This window comes from Acidisphaera sp. S103, from assembly GCF_009765975.1.
Taxonomy (GTDB): domain Bacteria; phylum Pseudomonadota; class Alphaproteobacteria; order Acetobacterales; family Acetobacteraceae; genus Rhodopila.
The window spans coordinates 33,006-53,197 of record NZ_LMUJ01000076.1; the positions used below are offsets into that span (position 1 = coordinate 33,006).

Consider the following 20,192-nt stretch of genomic DNA (forward strand, 5'->3'; position numbering starts at 1 on the left):
GCACCCCCGCATCGGCGTGTCCGGATCGAAGATGCACGCGTGGATCGACCCTTGTCAGTACAGCGCCGATAATCTTCGCGTGGGCGTCGCGTAGTATCTCCAGCGCATGCAGCAGGGTTTTGGTCTGAGTGGAGCGCCACCGCACGCACAGCAGCGTGGCATCCGCCATGGCGGCGGCGATGCGGGCCTCGGTCATAGCCTCGACCGGCGGGGCGTCCAGCAGGATCAGGTCGTAGTGGCCGCGCAATTCCGCCAGGAACTGCCGCATCTGGTCGGACAGGAACAATCCCAGCACATCGCCGCCGGGCTTGCCCGCCGTGATGAACTTCATGCCGGTGATCGGATCGTCCTGCACCGCGTTCCGCCAATCCGTGTCGCCGCGCAGCACGTCCAGCAGCCCCGGTGCGGCGTTGCCCGCCAGGCGGTATTGGAACGACGCCTGGCGGACGTCGCATTCCACCGCCAGCACGCGCTCGCCCCCCAATTGCGTGGAACGGCCCAGAGCCAGGGTCAGCAGCGACTTTCCCTCCGCCGGACGGGCAGCGGTGACGGCAATGATCTGTGGATGGTCGATGTCCAGCGACACGCCGGCGCGCAGTGAGCGCACCTGTTCGGCGAACGCCGTCAGCGGGCGGCGAACGACATAATCCTGGATCTTCAGATGCCCGAGTGCGCGCTTGCCGACCTCGGGGATCAGCGCCAGGCAGGGCGCGCCGATGACGTCGCGCAGTTCGTCGCCGCTGTGCAGCGTGCTGTCGGTCAGTTGCAGCACATAGACCAGCAGCAGCCCCAGGAAGATGGACGCTGCGACCGACGCAGCCATGGCCTGGACCGTGCGCGGATAGCTGGGATGCTCCGGCGGGATCGCCTCCGAGATCTCGCGCGCCTCGGAGGATTCGACCGACCCCTGCTGCGCCGTTTGCAGGATGCTTTCCAACACTGCCTGCAACTGGACACGTGCGGCATCGAGGTTACGGGCCATGGCGTCCAGTGGAATCCGATCCCTGGCGGCTTTTTCCGCCGCGGTTTTTTCCTGGTCGAGGACGCTTTCCAGCGTTTGCACGCGATCGGTGGCCGCGTGCTGTTCGGCCGCCGTCGCGGCAACGACACGGGCGATTTCGGCGTTCAGCGCGCGCTGGCCGCCGGCATACTGACGCACCAGGCCCTGCACGTCGGGATGGGCGCTGCCCAATCGGGTTCGCAGCGCGTTGATCTGCCCGGCCAGTTGTTCCTGCTGCGCCCGCAACGCTGTCACCGAGGGTGCGACGGCCGCCTGGGCCTCGGCGCCAGCCTTGCCACGCGCGGCGTCGAGGCGCCCGTTGGCGGCGGCTCGATCCGACTGGGCTTTCGCCAGATCCTCGGTCAGGCTGGTGATTTCCTCAGTGTCCGTGCCGGCATGCATGCCCTGGCTCAATGCGTGGGTGGAGCGATAGGTGGACATGCGCTCCTCGTCGTCATGCACCTGGCGGCGCAGGTCGGCGGCCTGTTTTTCCAACAGTTGGGTCGCACTTTCGACCGCGCGGTGCTTCGCGGCGTATTGTTCCTTGATATAGGCGTCGATCGCGTTGTTGACTGCGGCCGCCGCGACCACCGGATCGTTGGCGACGAAGCTGACTTCCACCACGTGGGAAGATCGGACGGCCGTGGCGTGCAGCGCGTCCTGGACGGCGACCAGCGTCCTGTCGCGCGTCCGGTCCCAGACCGGCCCATAGGGTTGATCGGACGGGACGTCGGTTTCCATACCGAGCATCTCACGTATCGTCGCGACTGTGCGCTGGATCAGGCCGGGGGGACGCAGCGCCCAATTGAACTCGGGATTATCGAAGAGATTGCCCCGTTTCGCCACCTGCTCCGCGATGTGCAGGCTTTGCAGGATCTCGGCCTGGCTGGCCATCATCGATTCGGTGGTGGGGTCCTCGCGCAGGATGCTTTGCAGTTCGCGGGGCTTGTATTCGCTGGGATCGTAGATCAGCGAACCCGTGGCGGTGTAGAGTGGCGTGATCCGCCGCAGTGTCAGATAGGCGCACAGCGGCACCAGCACGATCGCCGCGAGCAGGGTTGCCCGGCGTTGGCGGATCGCCAGGAGAAACCCGCCCAGATTCTCACGCGACAGCCCGCGCGGCCGGCCGGCAGGTAGCGGCGATGGTCCCCGGGTGGGGGTTACCGTCGCCTCCACGATTTCGGCGGGCCTGTCGAGCATCCGCGTTCTTTGGCCTTTTGGATCGCGCCCGGAGTGCCGTGATTCCGGGCTGGGTGAATGCGAACGCTGTCGTAGGCCGCGAATGCTTAAGATTTTGCTAACGCCGGCGAAGGAAACGGCGGGGGAAGCAAAGGAATGCTCGGTTTCGGTACAAACCAGAAACACGACCGATCTTGCGGGCGGCTGGAACCCTTCGCCCTTAAAGGATCGGCCCGGTGGTCAAGGCTGGGTTTGGCACCACCGAATCACGCGCTCGATCCCCTCTTCGATGCTGATGCCGGGCCGCCATCCGATCATCCGCTCGATCTTCCTGTTGGAGAACTTCAGCGTCTTCGATGTGGTCGCGCGGATCTTTCCCGGGATGGTCTTGTACTCGGGTTCAAGGTCCGAACCGGTGACCTGCAGGATAATCTCCACCAGGCGATTGAGCGTCGTCGAAACGCCCGTGGCGACGTTGAAGCTTTCCCGCGATACGTCGCTTTCCATCGCCATCAGGTTGGCCCGAGCGATGTCCGCGACATGGATATAATCGTGGACCTCCAGTCCATCATCCGGAATGATCGGCCGCTCGCCCCGTTTGATGCGATCATAGGTATCGATGATGTAGATCGAATTGATCGCGCGATAATGCTGGCGTTCGCCGTAAACGGACGAATACCGCAACGATATCGACTTCACGCCGTAACGGTCCTCGTACAGCCGACCGATATTCTCCCCCATCAGCTTGGACGCCCCGTACAGCGCCGCACCCGGCTGCTGCTTGCTCCAGGCCCACGGATCGGTCTCCTGCGTCGTTTCCGCCTCGGTCTCCCCATAGGTCGCGACGGACGACGAGAACACGACTTTTTCGACGTTTCGGTAACGGCAGACCTCGTGCACGTTCACCATGCCCTGGACGTTGACCGCGATCCCGAGCATCGGATTGAGCGTCAGGGGCAGCGTGAGAAAGCCGGCAATCGCGAACACGCCTTGGACATCCTCGAACGCATCGAACAGTTCGTTGGTGCGCAATATGTCGCCGCGGATCAACTTGATGCGCCCATCATGGATGATTCCCTGCACCATGTCGGGCGAGCTCAGCGAATAATTGTCGAACAGAACGACCTGCCGCGCCCCTGCTTCCAGCAGTTGCTCGGCGACGCTGGCGCCGATAAGGCTAACGCCGCCGGTGATGGCGAACTTTCCGCCTGCGATCTTCATGGTTTTCTCCATCGTTGATCATGAACCCTGCCGAGTGGATCATGCTAATTCGTTGATGGTTGGGTCCAGCGCCGGTAGACCGACAACAGGGCGACAATGTCCTGGCCGCGATAGCCCTCGGCCAGGGCCAGGGTATACAGTTCCCGCACCTGCGACGCGGTCGGTGTCGGCATCTTCATCTGCCGGCCGAGTTCGATGCCGAGGGCGAGATCCTTTTCCCCCAATTCCAGCTTGAAGCCGGGGCTGAAGTCGCCTTTCAGCGCGTTGGGAAAGCGCTTGGTAAAGTGATGCGACCGGCCGCCGCTTTTGGACAGCACCTGATACAGCGTGTCCGGATCGACGCCGGCGGCTTCGCCCAACGCGAACGCCTCGGCCGCCACCAGGACGTTGCCCATCGACATCATGTTGTTGACGATCTTGACGACCTTGGCGGTTCCCACGGCGCCGGTGTACTGGATTTCGCCGCCCAGGAACGCCAGCAGGGGACGAGCACGGTCCAGTGTCGCGGGTTCGCCGCCGGCGATAAGGACCAGCCCGCCGGAGCGCGCTTCCTTCGGGCTGCCGCTGACCGGGCAGTCCAGAACGTCCAGGCCATGGGCGGCGGCGGCTGTCCCGATCTCCCGCATCGTTCCAGGATCGATGGTGCTGAGGTCGATGCACAGACTGCCGCCGGCCGCACGTTCCACAACGCCGCCAGGTTCAAGCCAGACCGCGCGAACCGCACGCGGATCCGGCAGGCTGGTCAATATCACGGTTCGATCGGCGAATACGTCATCCATACGCTCCACCGTCGCGATGCACTGGGCGGCGATGGCCTGCCGTGCCGCGGCGCTGACGTCGTAGCCACGCACGTCGTAGCCGTTTTCCGCCAGCCTCGCGGCCATGGCCGATCCCATCTGCCCAAGGCCGATCACGGCAACTGTTCGGTCTGTCATTCCACATAGCCCCCCACTGCGGATTTCGCGGCTATACGGCCGCCAGACGTCGCAATCACCTGAGCCTCGACCAGGCCGGTCAGGTGTGCGCGCAACGCGATCGAATCCTGATCCAGAAGATTACGCGGCCGCGGTGCGTCGATCGGCACGATGGCCGTGATGCGTCCCGGCCGCGCCGACATGACAACGATCCGGTCCGCCAGGTAGATCGCCTCCTCGACGCTGTGCGTCACGAACAGAATCGTCCGCCGTTCCTGCATCCAAAGCCCCAGCAGGTCACGCTGCAGAACGTTGCGTGTGATACTATCAAGCGCCCCGAACGGCTCGTCCATCAGCAGCACGTCGGGCTGGTTGGCCCAAACCCGAGCGATGCCGACGCGTTGTTTCATGCCGCCGGATAGTTGCGATGGAAAGTGGTTTTCGAATCCTTCCAATCCGACACGGGCGATCTGGTCGCGCGCCAGTTGTTCCGCCTTCGCCCGCCCCAGACCCCTGACGCTGGGTCCGTACATTACATTCCGCAGCACCGTCATCCACGGAAACAGCGCATATTCCTGAAACACCAGACCACGTTCCGGCGAGGGCCTGGTGATCAGGCGCCCGTCCATGTGCAGCGTGCCGGCCGACGGCGTGACAAGGCCGGCCACCATCCGAAGCAACGTGCTTTTGCCACATCCGCTGGGTCCGAGGAGGCAGACGAATTCGCCTTCGTATATTTCGAGATCGAGCGGATCGAGCGCCCTGACATCGAGGTTATTGGCCCGATAATGCTTGGCGACGCCGCGGGCACGGATTTTCGGTTCACCCATCATGCGAATCCGTGCGGCTCCACCGCAGCATCAGTTTCGACGCCAGGCTCATCAACTGGTCGGACGTGCTGCCCAGGATGCCAACCAGCAGCATGCCGACGATCATCAGGTCGGATCGCATCATCAGCCGCGAATCCCAGATCAGGTAACCGACTCCGGACCGCGCACCGATCATCTCCGCCACGACCAGCCCGGCCCAGGAGTTGCGCAGTCCCAGGCGCAGGCCCGTGAGGATGCTAGGCATCGCGGCCGGCAAGACGATGCGCCAAAGTATCTGGCGGGGACCGGTGCCCAGGGTCAGTGCGGCTTCGATAAAGAGTTTGTCCACCCATTCCACGCCGTGAATCGTATTGACCAGGATTGGCACGGCGGCACCCAGGGCGACCAGGAAGATCGCCGATTTGTCACCAATGCCGAACCACAGGATCGCGAGGGAGATCCAGGCGGTGATCGGGATCGGCATCAGCACCAGCAGCGTGAAGTAGGTGGATTTTCGTACCGACCGAAACCAGCCGATCGCGATGCCGATCGGAACGGCGATCGCCGTGGCGATGGCAAAGCCGGTCACGCTGCGGAAGATACTGGCGGAAAGATCGGTTGTCAGGGTTCCGTCCCGGGTGATTTCCACCAGCCCGGCGACCACCTGGAACGGCGACGGCAGCAGGTAATCCGGCAACGTGCCCCGCTGTGACGCGAATTGCCACGCCGCGATCAGTCCCACGGGTAGGCCGGCGAACAGCAGTAGGTTCCGCAGCAACGAAACCACCACCGGCCGGGCGGGCGCCATCAGACGACCTCGCCCGCCGCTTTGCGTGCCGCCGGCAGGAACTGGAGATCGAACGCCTTGCGCACGTCATATCCGGCGGCGAGATAGTTGGCATCGACCAGGCTGTCACTGAGTTCCGTGATGTTGTGCATGTAGGTATCGTTGATGTTGTAGTGATGCGCCGTGTTGGACATCGCCAGCCGGACCACGTCTTCCTTCAACCGAGCCATTTTCGCGAAGTCGGTGATCAGTTGTTCCGTGTTGTGCAGCATCCATATCGTGGTTTTCGCATGCATCGTCACGAACATCTGCGCCAGCGCCGGTCGTTTCGCGATCAAGTCGGCCGTGAGGGCCACCAGGATGCCGGGATTTCCGACCCGCGTGTGATTGACGTGCTTGACCAGTTCACGCCCGATACCGGACAGCAGCAGAATGGAACCGTTGGGTTCGGAGGTCGACACGGCCTCGACCGTATGGTCCGCCAAAGCGGCCACCTGGGATGGCGTCGGCACCAAAATGAAGTCGATGTCCTTTTTCGGATCCAGCCCGGCTTCCCTTACCAGTTCGCGAAAGATGATGTCCTGGTTCGTGGCCTTGGCGATCCCGACGGTCTTCCCCTTCAGGTCGGCAATGGTTTTATACGGGCTGTCGGCGCGCACCATGACGCGTGTCGTCCGGCTGGCGACGGATGCGACGGCCTGCAAAGGACGACCGCGAGACGCGGCGATAATGCAGGCGATCACCCCCATGTATCCCACATCGATACTGCCGGTCACCAGCGCATCGATCGCGTCGGTGTTGGAGGTGGTCTCGATGAGATTGATCTTCAGGCCGGCTGGGGCGAACCGCTGCAGATAATAGGCGGTCAGATAAGACGTCTGCTTGAAGGTGGAGACGTTCAGCGTGCCCGTCAGATCGTCGGCGGGCGTCGCGTGCGATCGTTCCGCTCCCATGCCAAGGATACCCGCAGCGGCCATGCCAAGGATATCTCTGCGTTTGGACGTTCCCATCGTCATTCCCGTTCCCCTTTGGGCGTTATGGTGATCCGCCTTCTATGCTGAAGGCTGGGCCGAAGCCGGTCGTTAAGCAACACCCTCCGAGCCGGCTACACGGACGGAATGTGCCGCCAAGGCGGCGGATTTTCCAGCAAGACGGCCGAACACCGCACCGCTGGTCAGCCCGGTCGCACCTGGGTAGTTGAAATAGAACAAGCCGCCGACCATTTCGCCAGCCGCATAAAGGCCGTGTATCGGATGGTGATTGGCGTTCACGACCTGGCCCTGGGTGGTGATCCGGACGCCGCCGAAGGTGAACGTGATCCCGCAGGTCACGGCGTAAGCCTCGTACGGCGGATTTTCCAACGGCAGGGCCCAGTTGGATTTCGGGATATCCAGGCCAATGGCGGCCTTGCCATCTTTGACCGTCGGGTTGAACGGCACGTCGCGCAGCACCGCGGCGTTGTAGTCGGCGATCGTTTTCAACAATTGCCGGTTGTCGACGTCTTCCAGTTTGGCGGCAAGCTCCTCGATCGTGTTCGCCACAACCTTGGTGACCTGACGGGACCGATATTCCGGACGAAGCAGATGGACCGCGGCCGAATCGAAAATCTGCCAGGCGAACTGACCGGGTTGTTCGAGTATCCTGCGGCCGTATTTCGCATAGGTATAGTTGCGGATGTCCGCGCCTTCATCCAGGAATCGGCGCCCCTCGCTGTTGACCATGATCGAGAACGGGTAGCTGTCGCGTTCATAGTCATCCATGATGGCGAACTCGCCGAAGTCGGCGGCGTAACGTTCCCAGCCCACGGCATGGCATCCGGACCAGTGTCCGCGCGGCTGCGCGCCGATCCCCAACGCCATGCCAAGCCCGTCACCGGTGTTGAATTTGGATCCGCGAACCTTGGCGAGGTCCCATCCCGGCCCCAGGTAGCGGGCGCGCCACTCGGCATTCGCCTCAAAGCCACCGCAGGCGAGGATCACCGTTGCCGCCTCGATCCGTTCGGAGCCGTTGCCGGATCGCACCACGACACCGGATACCGTGCCGTCGGCGTGGATCAGTTCCCGCACCCAGGCATCGTAACGGATCTCTACGCCAGCCTTCTCCGCGCTGGTGTACAGTCGGTCGACCAGACCGGGCCCACCACCCGACGCGGCGAGTGTCGCACCGCCCCAAAACTTGAATTTGCCGTCCACCTTGAACGATTGCCGGCCAAACTGCGGGATGAAGCGGACACCCTGCCGCCGCAGCCAGTGCATGACGTCGTTGCTGCCGGTGACAAGGATTTCGCACAATTCCGGATCGGTCCGGTACTGCGTGGTCCGTGCCATGTCGTCGTAGAAATCGGCTTCGGTGTAGACGCCGAAATCGCTTTCACGCTCTGCCGCTGAAAGATCGGGGGACAAGGCGATAATGTCGTCGGCGCCGTTATAGACGAAGCGCATCAGGCCTTCGGTGAAGGTACTGTTGCCGCCGCGTTCGTCCCGCGGGGCTCGTTCCAGCAGCAACACCCGGGCGGCACCGTTTTCCTTTGCCGAGAGCGCCGCGCACAGCGCCGCGTTCCCACCACCGACGACGACGACATCGTATATCGGATCCGATTTTGACAATGCCGCTTCCCCCGCGCGCCTAACCGCAAGCACTTAAGCACGGACGATCGCTGATTGACGGCTGATGCAGTAGAATATTGTATACCGCTACTATATCCGCCAAGGCATACTGAAACGCACACCGCCAGCCGGGAAGACCGACAGCGGGAACGCAAACGCCCCGCCAGGCGGAGAAAATGCCGCGTTAACGGTATTGCAAGACACCTTCCGGTTTCCAACCCGGCCACGCTGAACCGGCGACCGGGGCTATTGCGGTTTGCGTCGTCAACGCCGTCTAATCCGCCAGAAGAACCCCCGCCCCAGATTATCGCGGAGACGGGAAAAAAGGAGGACGTCCGGTGATGAGCGACGCGTTACGCCCGTCCAGATCCAAGGCTGCCATGGTGTTTCGCGTGGCAAGCGGAAACTTCCTGGAATTCTATGATTTCTTTCTTTACGGCTTCTATGCGCGGCATATCGCCGCCACCTTCTTCCCGGTCGGCAGCGAGTTTGCCTCCCTTATGCTGGCGCTTGTCGTGTTTGGTGCCGGTTTCCTGGTCCGGCCGATCGGTGCCGTCGTGCTTGGCGCCTACATCGACAAAGTCGGCCGCCGCAAAGGCCTTATCGTCAGCCTGGGCTTTCTGGCAACTGGAACTGTTCTGGTCGCGTTCATGCCGAGCTATGCGAGCATTGGGCCTGTGGCGCCGGCGCTGGTGGTCGCGGGTCGGTTGCTGCAAGGACTATCGGCTGGGGGCGAACCAGGCGGGGTCGCCGTCTATCTTTCCGAAATAGCGTCCCCAGGCAAAAGAGGTTTCTATGTGGCGTGGCAATCCGGCAGCCAGCAGGTTGCCACGGTGGCGGCGGGCCTGACCGGCTTCGCCGTCAACACGCTGATGGCCCCGTCTGACATCGCGGCCTGGGGCTGGCGCATCCCATTCTTCATCGGCTGCCTGGTCGTGCCGTTCATCTTCATGATCCGCCGTTCGCTTCAGGAAACCGAGGTGTTCACCGCCCAGCGGCACCATCCGTCGCTGACGCAGTCGATTGCGACATTGGCCGGCAACTGGCGAACCGTGGGTCTCGGCATGATGATGGTCGTGACGACGACGGTTTCGTTCTACACCATTACGACCTACACCCCGACCTTCGGCGTGCGGGAACTGCATCTTTCGACAGCGAACAGCCTGATGGTGACATGCTGTATCGGCCTGTCGAACCTGTTCTGGCTGCCGATATGGGGCGCGATCTCTGACCGGGTGGGACGCAAGCCCATCCTGGTGGCGTTCACCGTGCTGATGATTCTCACAGCGTATCCATCGCTCTCATGGCTGGTCGCTCGGCCCAGTCTCGGACGGATGTTCCTGGTCGAGCTATGGCTGTCCTTTGTCTATGCCGGCTACAACGGTGCGATGACGGTCGCGCTGACCGAGATCGTGCCCGCGGCCGTACGGGTCAGTGGCTTCTCGCTGGCCTATAGTCTGGCCACGACCCTGGGCGGCTTCTCGCTGGCCATCTCGACGGGATTGATAGAAATGACGGGGGACAAAGCCGCACCTGGTCTATGGATGTCTGCCGGCGCGGTATGCGGCCTGATCGCCGCGCTGGGCCTGTATGGGCGGCGCGGTGACGCCGTGTATGTGGGAACGGCGCCCGGACCTCGGTTGGGGAAACCGGTAGGGTCCTGATCGTGTGCTCGATAACGGAGAGGCAACGTGACGAAATCCAAGAACAGTGACCGCATGAACAGGCGAAACATCCTGACCGGGATTGGGATCGGCGGCGTGGGCCTCACCATGGGCGCGCCGGTGCGTGCCGCGCTGCTGCCGGCGGGTCTGCGAAGCGAGAAACATGATGTCGTGGTCATCGGCGCCGGAACGGCTGCTCTTGTCGCCGCACTGCAAGCGAAACAGGACGGTGCCAACGTCGTCGTCCTTGAGAAGACGGCCGCGGACAGCAGCGGCGGTGATTCCCGCATGTCCGGCGGCATCTTTTTCGTGCCTGGCAAGGACACGGCGGAATCGCGGCAGGCCTTTGTCGACGACAACGACAGGGTCACCCAGGGGCGAGGAAACAAAGCCCTGTTTCGGGTCATCGCCGATCATGCATGGAGCGATATCGCGTGGCTGAAACAGCAGGGATCCGAATTCATCGAGTACGAACCCGCTCGGTTGGGCAGCGGCGGCACGATGACCCTGGCCCCGGCGCCATGGCAGGGGATGCCACGGTGGCTTGCCACCATGCAGAAGCAGTTTACCGGACTTGGCGGCACGATCGTGTATGAGGCGAAAGCCAAACAACTCATCATGGATAATCGCGGCCACGTGGTCGGCGTGAAAGTGGCGACGCAAGACGGAATTGTCGACTACATGGCCAACGCGGTCGTGATCGCTGCCGGCGGCTATTGCGCGAACAAATACATGCTGGAACAACTGGTCCATCCGGATGCCGACGCGATGTTGGTGCGCGGCGCCAAGACGGCGACCGGCGATGGCCATTTGATGGCGTTGGAAGCCGGCGCGGCCCTGCAAAACATGGCCGGCCTCGCAACGGTGTCGGTGGTGACAGTGGACCCGCGGGAACCGGCAGGTGCCAACCCCGAACGGGCGCTGCGTCATTGTGTCGCGATCAACCGGGACGGCAAACGGTACGTCGACGAATCAAAGGGGTTGCTGATCAATGGCCGCGCCGCATTGGGGCAGCCTGGCCAGGTGATCGCCTTGGTCTTTGATGAGAACCTCAAGGCGGAACACGACACGCAGATGTCGCTCGCGGTCTATAAGGCACTGAACCTGCCCGTGCTGGAGGCAAACACCATCGAAGACCTGGCGGGCCAGATCAAGGTTCCGGCGGCACAGCTCAAGGCAACCATCGACGCATTCAATAGCGCCGTGCAGGACGGTAAAGCACTTGATGCCAATCCGCCGAAGGCAGGCCTCGCGGCCAAGATCGAAACGCCCAAATTCTACGCTTTTTATCCATTGGTGCCCGGTATTACCCAGACGTTCGGCGCCATAACCATCAACACGAACGCGCAGGTCCTGGAACCCGACGGACGGGTGATTCCCGGCCTGTACGCCGTCGGTAATTGTGCCGGCCCGCTGTATTACGACAGCTACTGGCCCGGCGGCATGCAGATCAGTTGCCTCGTTATGGGGCGTATCGCGGGCCACCAGGCCGCCCTTGAACGGGCGTAACGTGCCGGTCGGCGTCCTATCAGGCCGCCGCTTCCGCGTTCCGCACCAATTCCGCGAACACGAACGGCATGATACCCCCGTGCCGCACGTACTGGAGTTCGGCCAGGGTATCGATGCGAAGTTTTAATGGTATCGATTCGATGACATCGTCGGTTCGTTGGATCATTAACGTGACTGTCTGACCGGGCGCGATCTCGTCGCTTAAACCGATAATATCGAACGTTTCGCTGCCATCCAGCCCAAGTGTCGCAGCCGTGGTGCCGGCGGGAAGTTGCAGCGGCAGCACGCCCATGCCGACAAGATTGCTGCGATGGATACGCTCGAAACTACCGGCGATGACCACGCGCACGCCAAGCAACCGGGTCGCCTTCGCGGCCCAATCGCGCGCGCTGCCGGTGCCGTATTCCTCCCCGGCCATGATGATCAGCGGCACATCCTCATTCCGATACCGCATCGCCGCATCGAACACACTCATCTGCTCGCCGCTCGGTTTACGCATGGTCACGCCGCCCTCGACGCCGGGCACAAGGCGATTCTTCAGTCGGGCATTGGAAAATGCACCACGAACCATCACGTCGTGGTTCATCCGGCGGGCACCATAGTTGTTGAAATCGGCCGGCGCGACACCGAAGCCGGACAGATACCGCCCCGCCGAAGACGATGCGCGGATCGTGCTGATCGGGCTGATGTGGTCCGTCGTAACGGAATCGCCAAGCAGAAGCAGCAGACGGGCGCCGGTGATATCATGCAGGACCGACCGGCGTAATTCCGAAGCGAGGAACGGCGGCTCCTTAATATAAGTGGATGTGTCATCCCACGGATAGACCTCACCGTCCGGATACGCGATGGCGGTCCACGCCGGATTGTCGCTGCCGGGGTCCCCGGCATAGACGTCCCGGTAAAGTTCCGGATTCAGCGCCGCGGCGAACGCCTGCTCGATTTCCGCCGAGCTTGGCCACAGATCGCGCAGAAACACCGGGTTGCCGGACTGGTCGAAGCCAACCGGTTCTGTCGCCATATCGATATCCGCCCGGCCTGCCAATGCGAACGCCACGACCAGCGGAGGGCTTGCCAGGAACGACGCTCGGACGGCGGGGTGGATGCGGGCCTCGAAGTTCCGGTTGCCGGACAGGACAGCACACGCCACCACATCGTTCTCGGCGATCGATGCTTCCAGCGCCGAATCGATCGGACCGGACGCGCCGACGCAGGTCGCGCAACTGTAGCCAACGACGTTGAATCCCAGGCGATCCAGGTCGTCCTGCAAGCCGCTTTCCCGCAGGTATTTCCCGACGACCTGGGAACCCGGTGTCAGCGATGTCTTCACCCACGGCTTGGGGGCCAGCCCGCGCGCAACGGCCTTCCGAGCCACAAGGCCGGCCGCCAGCATGACACCGGGGTTGGACGTGTTGGTGCAGGACGTTATGGCCGCGATGACTACCTCACCATCGTGCGGACCCGCCCCTGTTGCCTTTCCGTAGCCGCCCTGCGCGACCGGTTCACGCAGTGCCGTCTGGAACCGGTCCTTCATCTCCCGCAACGGCACGCGGTCCTGCGGCCGTTTCGGACCCGCCAAATTGGGCACGACGCTATCCAGGTCGAGCGTCAGGACGCGCGTATAGTCAATCTCCCCGAGGCGAGGCGCACCGAAACAACCCTGGGTGCAGAAGTAAGTTTCATAGGCGGCGACATCAGCCTCCGGCCGGCCGGTCTGACGCAGGTAGCGGCAGGTCTGCTCGTCGATCGGGAAATAGCCGATGGTGGCACCGTATTCGACCGCCATGTTGGACAACGTCGCCCGATCGGGAACGGTCAGTCTGGCCACCGCTTCACCGAAGAATTCGACGAAGCTGCCGACAACCTTCGCCTGGCGCAACATCTCGGTGACGTGCAGCACCAGATCGGTCGCGGTCACTCCCTCTGCCAGGCGGCCGGTCACGTGGACGCCGGTCACGTCCGGCATTTGCAGGAACACCGGTTGGCCCATGACCGCGCTCTCGGCCTCGATGCCGCCCACGCCCCAGCCGACGACACCCAACCCCGCGATCATACAGGTATGGGAGTCGGTCCCCACCAGGGTGTCGGGAAAGCACATGCCATCCTTGAACAGCAATCCCGGCGCCAGGAATTCCAGGTTGAGCTGATGCAGGATGCCCGAACCGGGCGGAAACAGGCGAATCCCGTCATAGGCCTGCATCGCCCATTTGACGAAGCGGTACCGTTCTTCGTTGCGCTGGATGTCCAACGCCATGTTGCGCGACAATGCGTCCGGTGAGGCGTGATAATCGACGGTCAGCGTGTGATCGAGCACCATGTCGACCGGAACCTTGGGCTTCACCGCCGCGGCGGAATAACCAAGATCGCGGACAGCGCCACGGATCGCCGTCAGGTCGCCCAGAAGCGGAATGCCCGCCGCGCAGTTCAGCACCACGCGCCCCACGGTAAACGGAATCTCGCTGTCGCGATCGCCGTTTGGCTGCCATCCGGCCAGTGCGGCGACGTGATCGTCGGTCACACGCTGGCCATCGCAGTTGCGCAGCAGGGATTCGAGGATCACGCGCAGCGAGCGCGGCAAACGCCCGACGGCGGGGAAGCCTTGTGATGCCAGCACGGGCAACGAATGGAACCGGTACGGACCGGCAAGACCCAGATCGATCTCGCGTCTTGTCAGGTCGGCAAAATTCGCTTCCACCACGGCTCCCTTTCTTGCGGGTTGTCCGTCCAGGCTACCGGCGGTCGGCGTCGCGGACAAAGCGTCCGAACGTCTAGCACTATGCCGCTCGGGAATAATCCCGCCGATCAGGGCGCCCCGGAGTCGTCTCGCAGCGCGGTTCGGATCTCCTCCGGGAGAAGTTTGGGTGCCAGGGCCTGAATGAAGTCGAACACGTAACGGCGCACATAAGCCCCCTTGCGCAGGGAGATATAGGTCATGCTCGCTTCGAACAAATGGCTCGCGTCGCGGGCGCGCAGGTCCCGGTCGTGCTTCGGATCGACCGCGACCGCGGCCAGCACGGCGATCCCAAGTCCGAGTTCCACGTAGGTCTTGGCCACATCGGCATCGACCGCATCGAGCACCACGTTCGGCTCCAGCCCCTTGGCGCGGAATGCGTCCAGGATCTTCCAACTGCCGCTGCGGTAAGGGTCGTGGGCGACCATCGGATACTTGACGATTTCCTCCAGCGTCAGGTTTTTGACCCGCAGGATGGGATGGTCCTTCCGAGCGATCAGGCTGCGTTCCACCGGGAAGCAGGGGAAGCGAACCAGCCTGGGAAACGGCCGCATCGTGTCGGTTCCAATGGCGATATCCGCTTTGCCTTCCTCCACGGCTTCACAGATCTGCGTGGGATTGCCCTGCTGAAGCCTGAGATGGACTTTCGGGTAGCGGACCATGAAACCCGATATGATCGGTGGCAAAATATAGCGCGCCGAGGTCTGCGTGGTTCCGATGACCAGGGAACCATATTCCTCGGCGAAATGATCGTCCTTGATGGTGCGAAGGTTTTGCACGTCGCCGAGGATATGCTGGGCGATTTCGACGACCTTCTGGCCCGGTTCGGTCAGGCCGACCAGGCGGTTGCGCTTGCGTTCGAAAATCGCGAACCCCAGTTCGTGTTCCAGCAACTGGATCTGCTTGCTGAGGCCGGGCTGCGAGGTATGCAAGGCGTTCGCTGCGGCCGAGATATGGTTTCCGCAACGATGGATCGCGACGACGTAACGGAGTTGGCGGAGCAGCACGGGCGCTCTCAGTCCGCCAACGATCCGAACGCATCGGCCATGACGGGCAGCGCATCGCATGCCCATAGCCCATCCAGCAAACGCCGGGCGGCGGTTCGGTTGACGGTCGGGGCGGCCAGACTGAAGAATTTTGCCTCCAGTTCTGCGTCGGACACCGGGTTGTTCTGGTGACCTTTCGGGAAACGTATTTCCGCCGTTACCGACTGTCCCGATGCCAGTCCGACCGTGACCCTGGCTGGCGCGCCATCCGGGTAACCCGCCGAATGCCCTGATGTCTCGCCCACTTTGACCTTCGCCATCAAGGCGGCCACCGCCGGATCGTTCAGCCGGGCAGGGTTGTAGGAAGCGGAGGTCAACGCGCCGTCCAACAGCGCCACCGATACGACATAAGGAAGCGAATGGTCCGCCGTCTCGCGGGTTTTCGGCGCCCAGCGAGTCGGGTCGCCCGCCATGCGGAGGACCGCGAGGCCATAGGTCTCGATTTCGATCGATCGAAGCTCCGACGGCGAGATCCGGTCGCGCAAACCGATTGCCGCTTCCACCGCCGATAATCCATGATAGCAGACGGGGAACGTCTTGATATCGGATTGTTCGATCTTGCGGGGCTGGTGCGCGCCGGGATCGTCAAGCCGCCACTCGACGGGACCCAGGATGGACCACAACCCGCCCGGCCCGTCGAAGACACCGGACGGCCCGGTGAAACCGTCCTGCGCGAGGTATGCCGCGAAAACGCCGGCTTTTGCACCATTGGGGCCGGCACAGCCTTTCCAGTCGGACAACTCGCCATGGCGCACGTTGCTGAGATGAAGGTTCGGCACCAACGCCAGCGCGATGGCATTGGCGATCGCATCCCGCGACAGCCCCAACAGCCGTCCGCCGGCGGCCGCGACCGCGATGACGACGGCGGTCGCCTGGTCGATTCCCTTGGTATGGGCCGCGACCACATCCAGGAACCCGCAATAGATCTCGTAGGCCAAAACGATCGCGTTGATCACCTCGGTGCCGGGTGCGCGCACGGCGTCGGCGATGGCAAGAATGCCGGCGATCACATCGCTTGGATGACCGGGACTCTTGGAAACATAAGTGTCGCTGTGATCGAGATAACGGACCGCCACGCCGTTGGCGAACGCCGCGATTTCCGGCGAGGAACGGGCCGGCGAACCCCACACGGCGGCATCTGGGTCACCCGCATGGCGTCGGGCCAGCGCGCGCACCCGGTGGCATAATGGTGCGTCCAGCGCGCCCAGGGCACAGGCCATGGAGTCAACCAGCCGCCGCTTGCAGGCATGTACGGCCGACGGCGGCAGGGCGGCGTAAGCCGTGGCGGCCGCGTAATCAGCCAGATGCGTCGTCGTGCGGTCCATGACACCCCGATCGTTTCCCCAGGACGAGAGAGGTTGTACCCGGGCGGCCCGTTAATCAATCAAACCGAGGCCTTACGCGAACCGCACACGGGCGACAGTCGCGGTCCTGTCAGTCCTCGTCCACCACGCCGTTACGCAATGTGCCGATGCCGGAAATCTCCACCTCGACGGTGTCACCGGCCTTCATCCACAACGGCGGCTTGCGGGCGAAACCGACGCCCTCCGGCGTGCCGGTGGAAATGATGTCGCCAGGATTGAGCGGCAGCAGGACCGAGAGGTAGGCGATGATGGCGGGGATGTCGAAGATCAGGTCGTCGGTGTGCGTGTGCTGGACCTCCGCCCCGTTGAGGCGGGTGCGCAGGGTCAGTTTCGTCGGGTCGCCGACGTCCTCGGCGGGCACGATCCACGGGCCGATGCTGCCGCTGTGGTGGAAATTCTTGCCCACCGTCAGCGAGTGGGTGAACTGGTAGTCGCGGATGCTGCCCTCGTTCAGGCAGGTGTAGCCGAAGATGTGGGACAGCGCGTCCGCCGGCGCGATGTGGCGGCCTTTCGTGCCGATCACCAGTGCGAGTTCGCCCTCGTAGTCGAAGTGGGTGGAGACACGGGGGCGGACCAGCGCGCCGTCCTGCGGTACGAAGCTCTCCAGGGTGCGGATGAACACGCTGGGCTGTTCGGGCAGCTTGCTGTTCCCCTCGGCGACGTGGCCGCGGTAGTTGCGGCCGATGCAGATGATCTTGCCGGAATCGGGCAGCGGCAGGTCGTAGACCAGGTCGGTCAGGGCCACGTCCGGCGCCGCGGTGGCAACGGCGTGGATGCGGGGCAGGGCACCCGTGGCGATGGCGGCGCGCAGGGTGGGACAATCCGTACCGAGGCGGGACGGCAGATCGATCGCTCCGGCATCGGTGATGATGCCGTAGCTCGGGCGGCCGGCGACGTGGTAGCTGGCGAGGCGCATGTGAGGTCTCCTTTCGTTCGGTTCAGGCGGCGGTTTGCATGGCGGAGCGTAGGTCGGCGGTCGCGGCTTCGTCGACGTCCAGCGTGGCCGGGTCGAGCGCCACGCCGTATTGCCGCCGAGCGCCGTCCACCGTCACGTAACCTTGGCGGACATCGTCCACGACACGCGCCACCGGACGCTCCCAGGCCGGGAAACGGCCGCCGCCGCCGGCGGAGAGGAATTCCACCACGGCGTCTTTTTGCAGGTCCAGCGCGGTGACCTTGAACATCTTCGACGCGTTGTTCTGGCCGGGCTGTCGCACGGTCGCATAGCCCACCTGGGCCGAACCGCCGCCGAACAGGCCCCAGGGCGGGAACTTCGAACGCTCGAACGCCGCCACCAACTGGGCGTCCTGCAGCACGCGGTAGACTTTGTGGACACCCAGGCCACCGCGGAAGCGGCCCGGCCCGGCGCTGTCCGGCCGCCACTCGAAGCGCTCCACCAGGATGGGGTAGAAGGCTTCTTCCACCTCCACCGGCACGTTGCGGGTGTCGCCGTGGGTGACCGTCTTCAGCGGGGAGAAGCCGTCGGCGTCAGGCCGAGCACCCCAGCCGCCCAGTGCAGTGTCCAGTGTGGAGAAGCGACGCCCGGTCTCTACGTCCTTGCCGTAGAACGAATACATGCCCTGGGAGCAGTGATGCGCGGCCGGCACGCGGTCCGGGGCGCACTGGCTGAACGCCCAGTAGATAGTGTCGATCACCGTCTTCAGCGGCATGTTCCACTGTGCCATGGCGGCGTCGTCGGTGGCGCTGATCATGGTGCCGGGCGGCAGGGTGACGCGCAGCGCCCGGAACACGCCTTCGTTGGGCGGCAGGTTGGGCACCACGGCGCTTTTGAACGCAACCCTGGCCGCGGCCAGTCCGCCGCTGCGGCCGCTGTTCATCGGTCCCTTGGTTTGTGGCGAGGTGCCGGTGAAATCGATCTCCAGTTCATCGCCGTCGACGATCACCGTGGCTTGCACGTCGAGCGTCTGGTCGAAATTCACCCCGTCATCGTCCATGAAGGATTTGGCGGTGTAGCGGCCGTCGGGCAGGGCGGTGATCTGGCGGCGGACGAATGCCTCAGACTGATCCCAGATTGCGTGGATGCAGGATTCCATCACGTCCCAGCCGTATTTGCCCACCATCTCCTGCCAGCGCCGGGCACTGAGTGAGCAAGCGGCGATCTGCGCGGCCATGTCGCCGAAGGACAGTTCGGGGAAGCGGATGTTGTGGCGGATCACCCGCATCAGCTCCTCATCCAGCACGCCGCGCTTGTGGATCTTGATGCTGCGAAGCTGAATGCCTTCCTGGTAGATTTCCGTGGTGTCGGTGGAGAACGAGCCGGCGACGCGGCCGCCCACATCGGTCCAGTGCGCGCGTGTGGCGGCGAAGCCGATCAGCGTGCCCTCCCAATGCACCGGCATGTAGATGACGACGTTGTTGAGGTGCTGGCCGCACACGCCGGAGTAGTTCATCAGCAGGACGTCGTCGGGGTGCAGTCCGTCCTCGCCATAGATGGCGATGCCGTCGCGCACCGGTTCGCCGAGGTCGGCCATGAAGGTGGGGATGCCGCCACGGCTTTGCGCGATGGTGCGGCCTTCCCGGTCGAGCAGGCCGATGCAGTAGTCCTTCACCTCATAGATGATCGGGCTGAAGGCGGTGCGGGACAGGTTTATCTCGCCCTCATCGAGGATGCCGATCAGCAAGTTGCGCACGACCTCCAGCGTTACCGGATCGATCTGTTTCCGCGTTGTGCTTACCGGTGCGTTCATGCGCCGTCTCCCAGGTCGATGACGATATTGCCCCATGTGTCGATCTCCGCACGATCGCCGGGGGGTAGCACGGTGGTGGAAGCGTGTTCCTCGATCACCGCCGGGCCGGCGATGCGGGTGCCGGCCAGCAGGTCGTCGCGCTGCCAGACGTCGCAAGCGGTGCGGCCGGTGCCGGCGAACCAGACGTCGCGCTGCCGTGGCACAGGCCGGATGGTTCCGCGCGACAGTCCCTCGCCGGCGGTCGGGCGCGTCGTCTGTCCGTCAGCGACCACCCGCAGCATCAGCACGTCGATCGGCATCTCACGGGAGACATGGCCGTAGCGGCGGGCGTACTGCTCCTCGAACAAAGCGCGCCATTCGGCGTGGCTGGCCTGGTGGGCGGGCAGGCGAACCTTGATGGTGTATTCCTGCCGCTGATAGCGCATCTCGGCGTAGCGGACGGTGCGCAGGTTGCGCACTTGCAGGCCGAGCCGATCCAGCGCCGCGGCGCCCTCCTTTTCCAGAGCGACGAAACGGCCTTCCACTTCGTCGATGTCCAACCGTTCCAGCAGCGCGGCTACCGTGTCCACGACATCGTAGCGGAAATCGGCGTAGAGCATGCCGTAGGCGGAGAAATGGCCAGGCATCGGCGGGATGATGACGCGCTTCATGCCGATC

At 63.6% G+C, this 20,192-nt stretch carries 14 protein-coding genes and 1 pseudogene; 2 read left to right on the forward strand and 13 right to left on the reverse strand.

The genetic code is table 11. The features are described 5' to 3' along the window. The 7 genes from GSQ89_RS26125 to tcuA all read right to left on the reverse strand — a co-directional run. On the reverse strand, positions 1–2,200 hold a 2,200-nt coding region (locus GSQ89_RS26125; RefSeq protein ID WP_158930792.1), incomplete at its 3' end, for a polysaccharide biosynthesis tyrosine autokinase. Positions 2,201–2,419: 219 nt separating this feature from the next. Then, positions 2,420–3,400, reverse strand: coding sequence for an NAD-dependent epimerase/dehydratase family protein (locus GSQ89_RS26130; RefSeq protein WP_158930794.1), 981 nt, complete (start codon positions 3,398–3,400; stop codon positions 2,420–2,422). A gap of 44 nt (positions 3,401–3,444) precedes the next feature. Beyond that, on the reverse strand, positions 3,445–4,335 hold the full coding sequence (locus tag GSQ89_RS26135) for an NAD(P)-dependent oxidoreductase (protein WP_158930796.1): 891 nt from the start codon (positions 4,333–4,335) through the stop codon (positions 3,445–3,447). Beyond that, positions 4,332–5,144, reverse strand: a complete 813-nt coding sequence (locus GSQ89_RS26140) for an ABC transporter ATP-binding protein (protein ID WP_158930798.1) — start codon at positions 5,142–5,144, stop codon at positions 4,332–4,334. The genes GSQ89_RS26135 and GSQ89_RS26140 overlap by 4 nt, the downstream gene beginning before the upstream one ends. Then, on the reverse strand, positions 5,137–5,931 hold the full coding sequence (locus tag GSQ89_RS26145; protein WP_158930800.1) for an ABC transporter permease: 795 nt from the start codon (positions 5,929–5,931) through the stop codon (positions 5,137–5,139). Before GSQ89_RS26145 ends, GSQ89_RS26140 begins: the two co-directional genes overlap by 8 nt. Further along, positions 5,931–6,887 carry an ABC transporter substrate-binding protein gene (locus GSQ89_RS26150; protein WP_158930802.1) on the reverse strand — a complete coding sequence of 319 codons (957 nt, stop codon included), beginning with the start codon at positions 6,885–6,887 and terminating at the stop codon, positions 5,931–5,933. The genes GSQ89_RS26145 and GSQ89_RS26150 overlap by 1 nt, the downstream gene beginning before the upstream one ends. Before the next feature lie 105 nt (positions 6,888–6,992). Continuing rightward, positions 6,993–8,516 carry an FAD-dependent tricarballylate dehydrogenase TcuA gene (gene tcuA, locus GSQ89_RS26155; protein WP_174254932.1) on the reverse strand — a complete coding sequence of 508 codons (1,524 nt, stop codon included), beginning with the start codon at positions 8,514–8,516 and terminating at the stop codon, positions 6,993–6,995. Between the two features lie 341 nt (positions 8,517–8,857). On the opposite strand from tcuA, the gene GSQ89_RS26160 reads away from it, so the two are divergent. Continuing rightward, on the forward strand, positions 8,858–10,180 hold the full coding sequence (locus tag GSQ89_RS26160; protein ID WP_158930806.1) for an MFS transporter: 1,323 nt from the start codon (positions 8,858–8,860) through the stop codon (positions 10,178–10,180). Between the two features lie 27 nt (positions 10,181–10,207). After that, on the forward strand, positions 10,208–11,689 hold the full coding sequence (locus GSQ89_RS26165; protein ID WP_158930808.1) for an FAD-dependent oxidoreductase: 1,482 nt from the start codon (positions 10,208–10,210) through the stop codon (positions 11,687–11,689). Positions 11,690–11,708: 19 nt separating this feature from the next. On the opposite strand, the gene acnA is transcribed toward GSQ89_RS26165, so the two are convergent. The 6 genes and pseudogenes from acnA to GSQ89_RS26195 all read right to left on the reverse strand — a co-directional run. Then, complete coding sequence (gene acnA / locus GSQ89_RS26170) at positions 11,709–14,381, reverse strand: aconitate hydratase AcnA (RefSeq protein ID WP_216856402.1); 2,673 nt, start codon at positions 14,379–14,381, stop codon at positions 11,709–11,711. A gap of 107 nt (positions 14,382–14,488) precedes the next feature. After that, positions 14,489–15,424: a LysR substrate-binding domain-containing protein gene (locus GSQ89_RS26175; protein WP_158930810.1), complete on the reverse strand. Its 936-nt coding sequence runs from the start codon at positions 15,422–15,424 to the stop codon at positions 14,489–14,491. Positions 15,425–15,432: 8 nt separating this feature from the next. Beyond that, a complete protein-coding gene (locus GSQ89_RS26180) occupies positions 15,433–16,788 on the reverse strand; it encodes an MmgE/PrpD family protein (RefSeq protein WP_158930812.1) in 1,356 nt (451 codons plus the stop codon). 109 nt (positions 16,789–16,897) lie between these two features. Continuing rightward, a complete protein-coding gene (locus GSQ89_RS26185; protein WP_158930814.1) occupies positions 16,898–17,743 on the reverse strand; it encodes a fumarylacetoacetate hydrolase family protein in 846 nt (281 codons plus the stop codon). Positions 17,744–17,765: 22 nt separating this feature from the next. Further along, positions 17,766–19,535, reverse strand: coding sequence for a hydantoinase B/oxoprolinase family protein (locus tag GSQ89_RS26190; RefSeq protein WP_158930816.1), 1,770 nt, complete (start codon positions 19,533–19,535; stop codon positions 17,766–17,768). Continuing rightward, a pseudogene (locus GSQ89_RS26195) lies at positions 19,532–20,192 on the reverse strand (hypothetical protein); the annotation flags it as partial. The gene GSQ89_RS26190 and the pseudogene GSQ89_RS26195, both read right to left, overlap by 4 nt.

Excerpts from the sequence above, each read along its gene's own strand:
- GSQ89_RS26130 (WP_158930794.1), bottom strand. The coding sequence starts at position 3,400 with ATGAAGATCGCAGGCGGAAAGTTCGCCATCACCGGCGGCGTTAGCCTT.
- GSQ89_RS26185 (WP_158930814.1), bottom strand. The coding sequence starts at position 17,743 with ATGCGCCTCGCCAGCTACCACGTCGCCGGCCGCCCGAGCTACGGCATC.
- GSQ89_RS26160 (WP_158930806.1), top strand. The coding sequence starts at position 8,858 with ATGAGCGACGCGTTACGCCCGTCCAGATCCAAGGCTGCCATGGTGTTT.
- GSQ89_RS26150 (WP_158930802.1), bottom strand. The coding sequence starts at position 6,887 with ATGGCCGCTGCGGGTATCCTTGGCATGGGAGCGGAACGATCGCACGCG.
- GSQ89_RS26180 (WP_158930812.1), bottom strand. The coding sequence starts at position 16,788 with ATGGACCGCACGACGACGCATCTGGCTGATTACGCGGCCGCCACGGCT.
- GSQ89_RS26145 (WP_158930800.1), bottom strand. The coding sequence starts at position 5,931 with ATGGCGCCCGCCCGGCCGGTGGTGGTTTCGTTGCTGCGGAACCTACTG.
- GSQ89_RS26140 (WP_158930798.1), bottom strand. The coding sequence starts at position 5,144 with ATGGGTGAACCGAAAATCCGTGCCCGCGGCGTCGCCAAGCATTATCGG.
- GSQ89_RS26135 (WP_158930796.1), bottom strand. The coding sequence starts at position 4,335 with ATGACAGACCGAACAGTTGCCGTGATCGGCCTTGGGCAGATGGGATCG.
- GSQ89_RS26190 (WP_158930816.1), bottom strand. The coding sequence starts at position 19,535 with ATGAACGCACCGGTAAGCACAACGCGGAAACAGATCGATCCGGTAACG.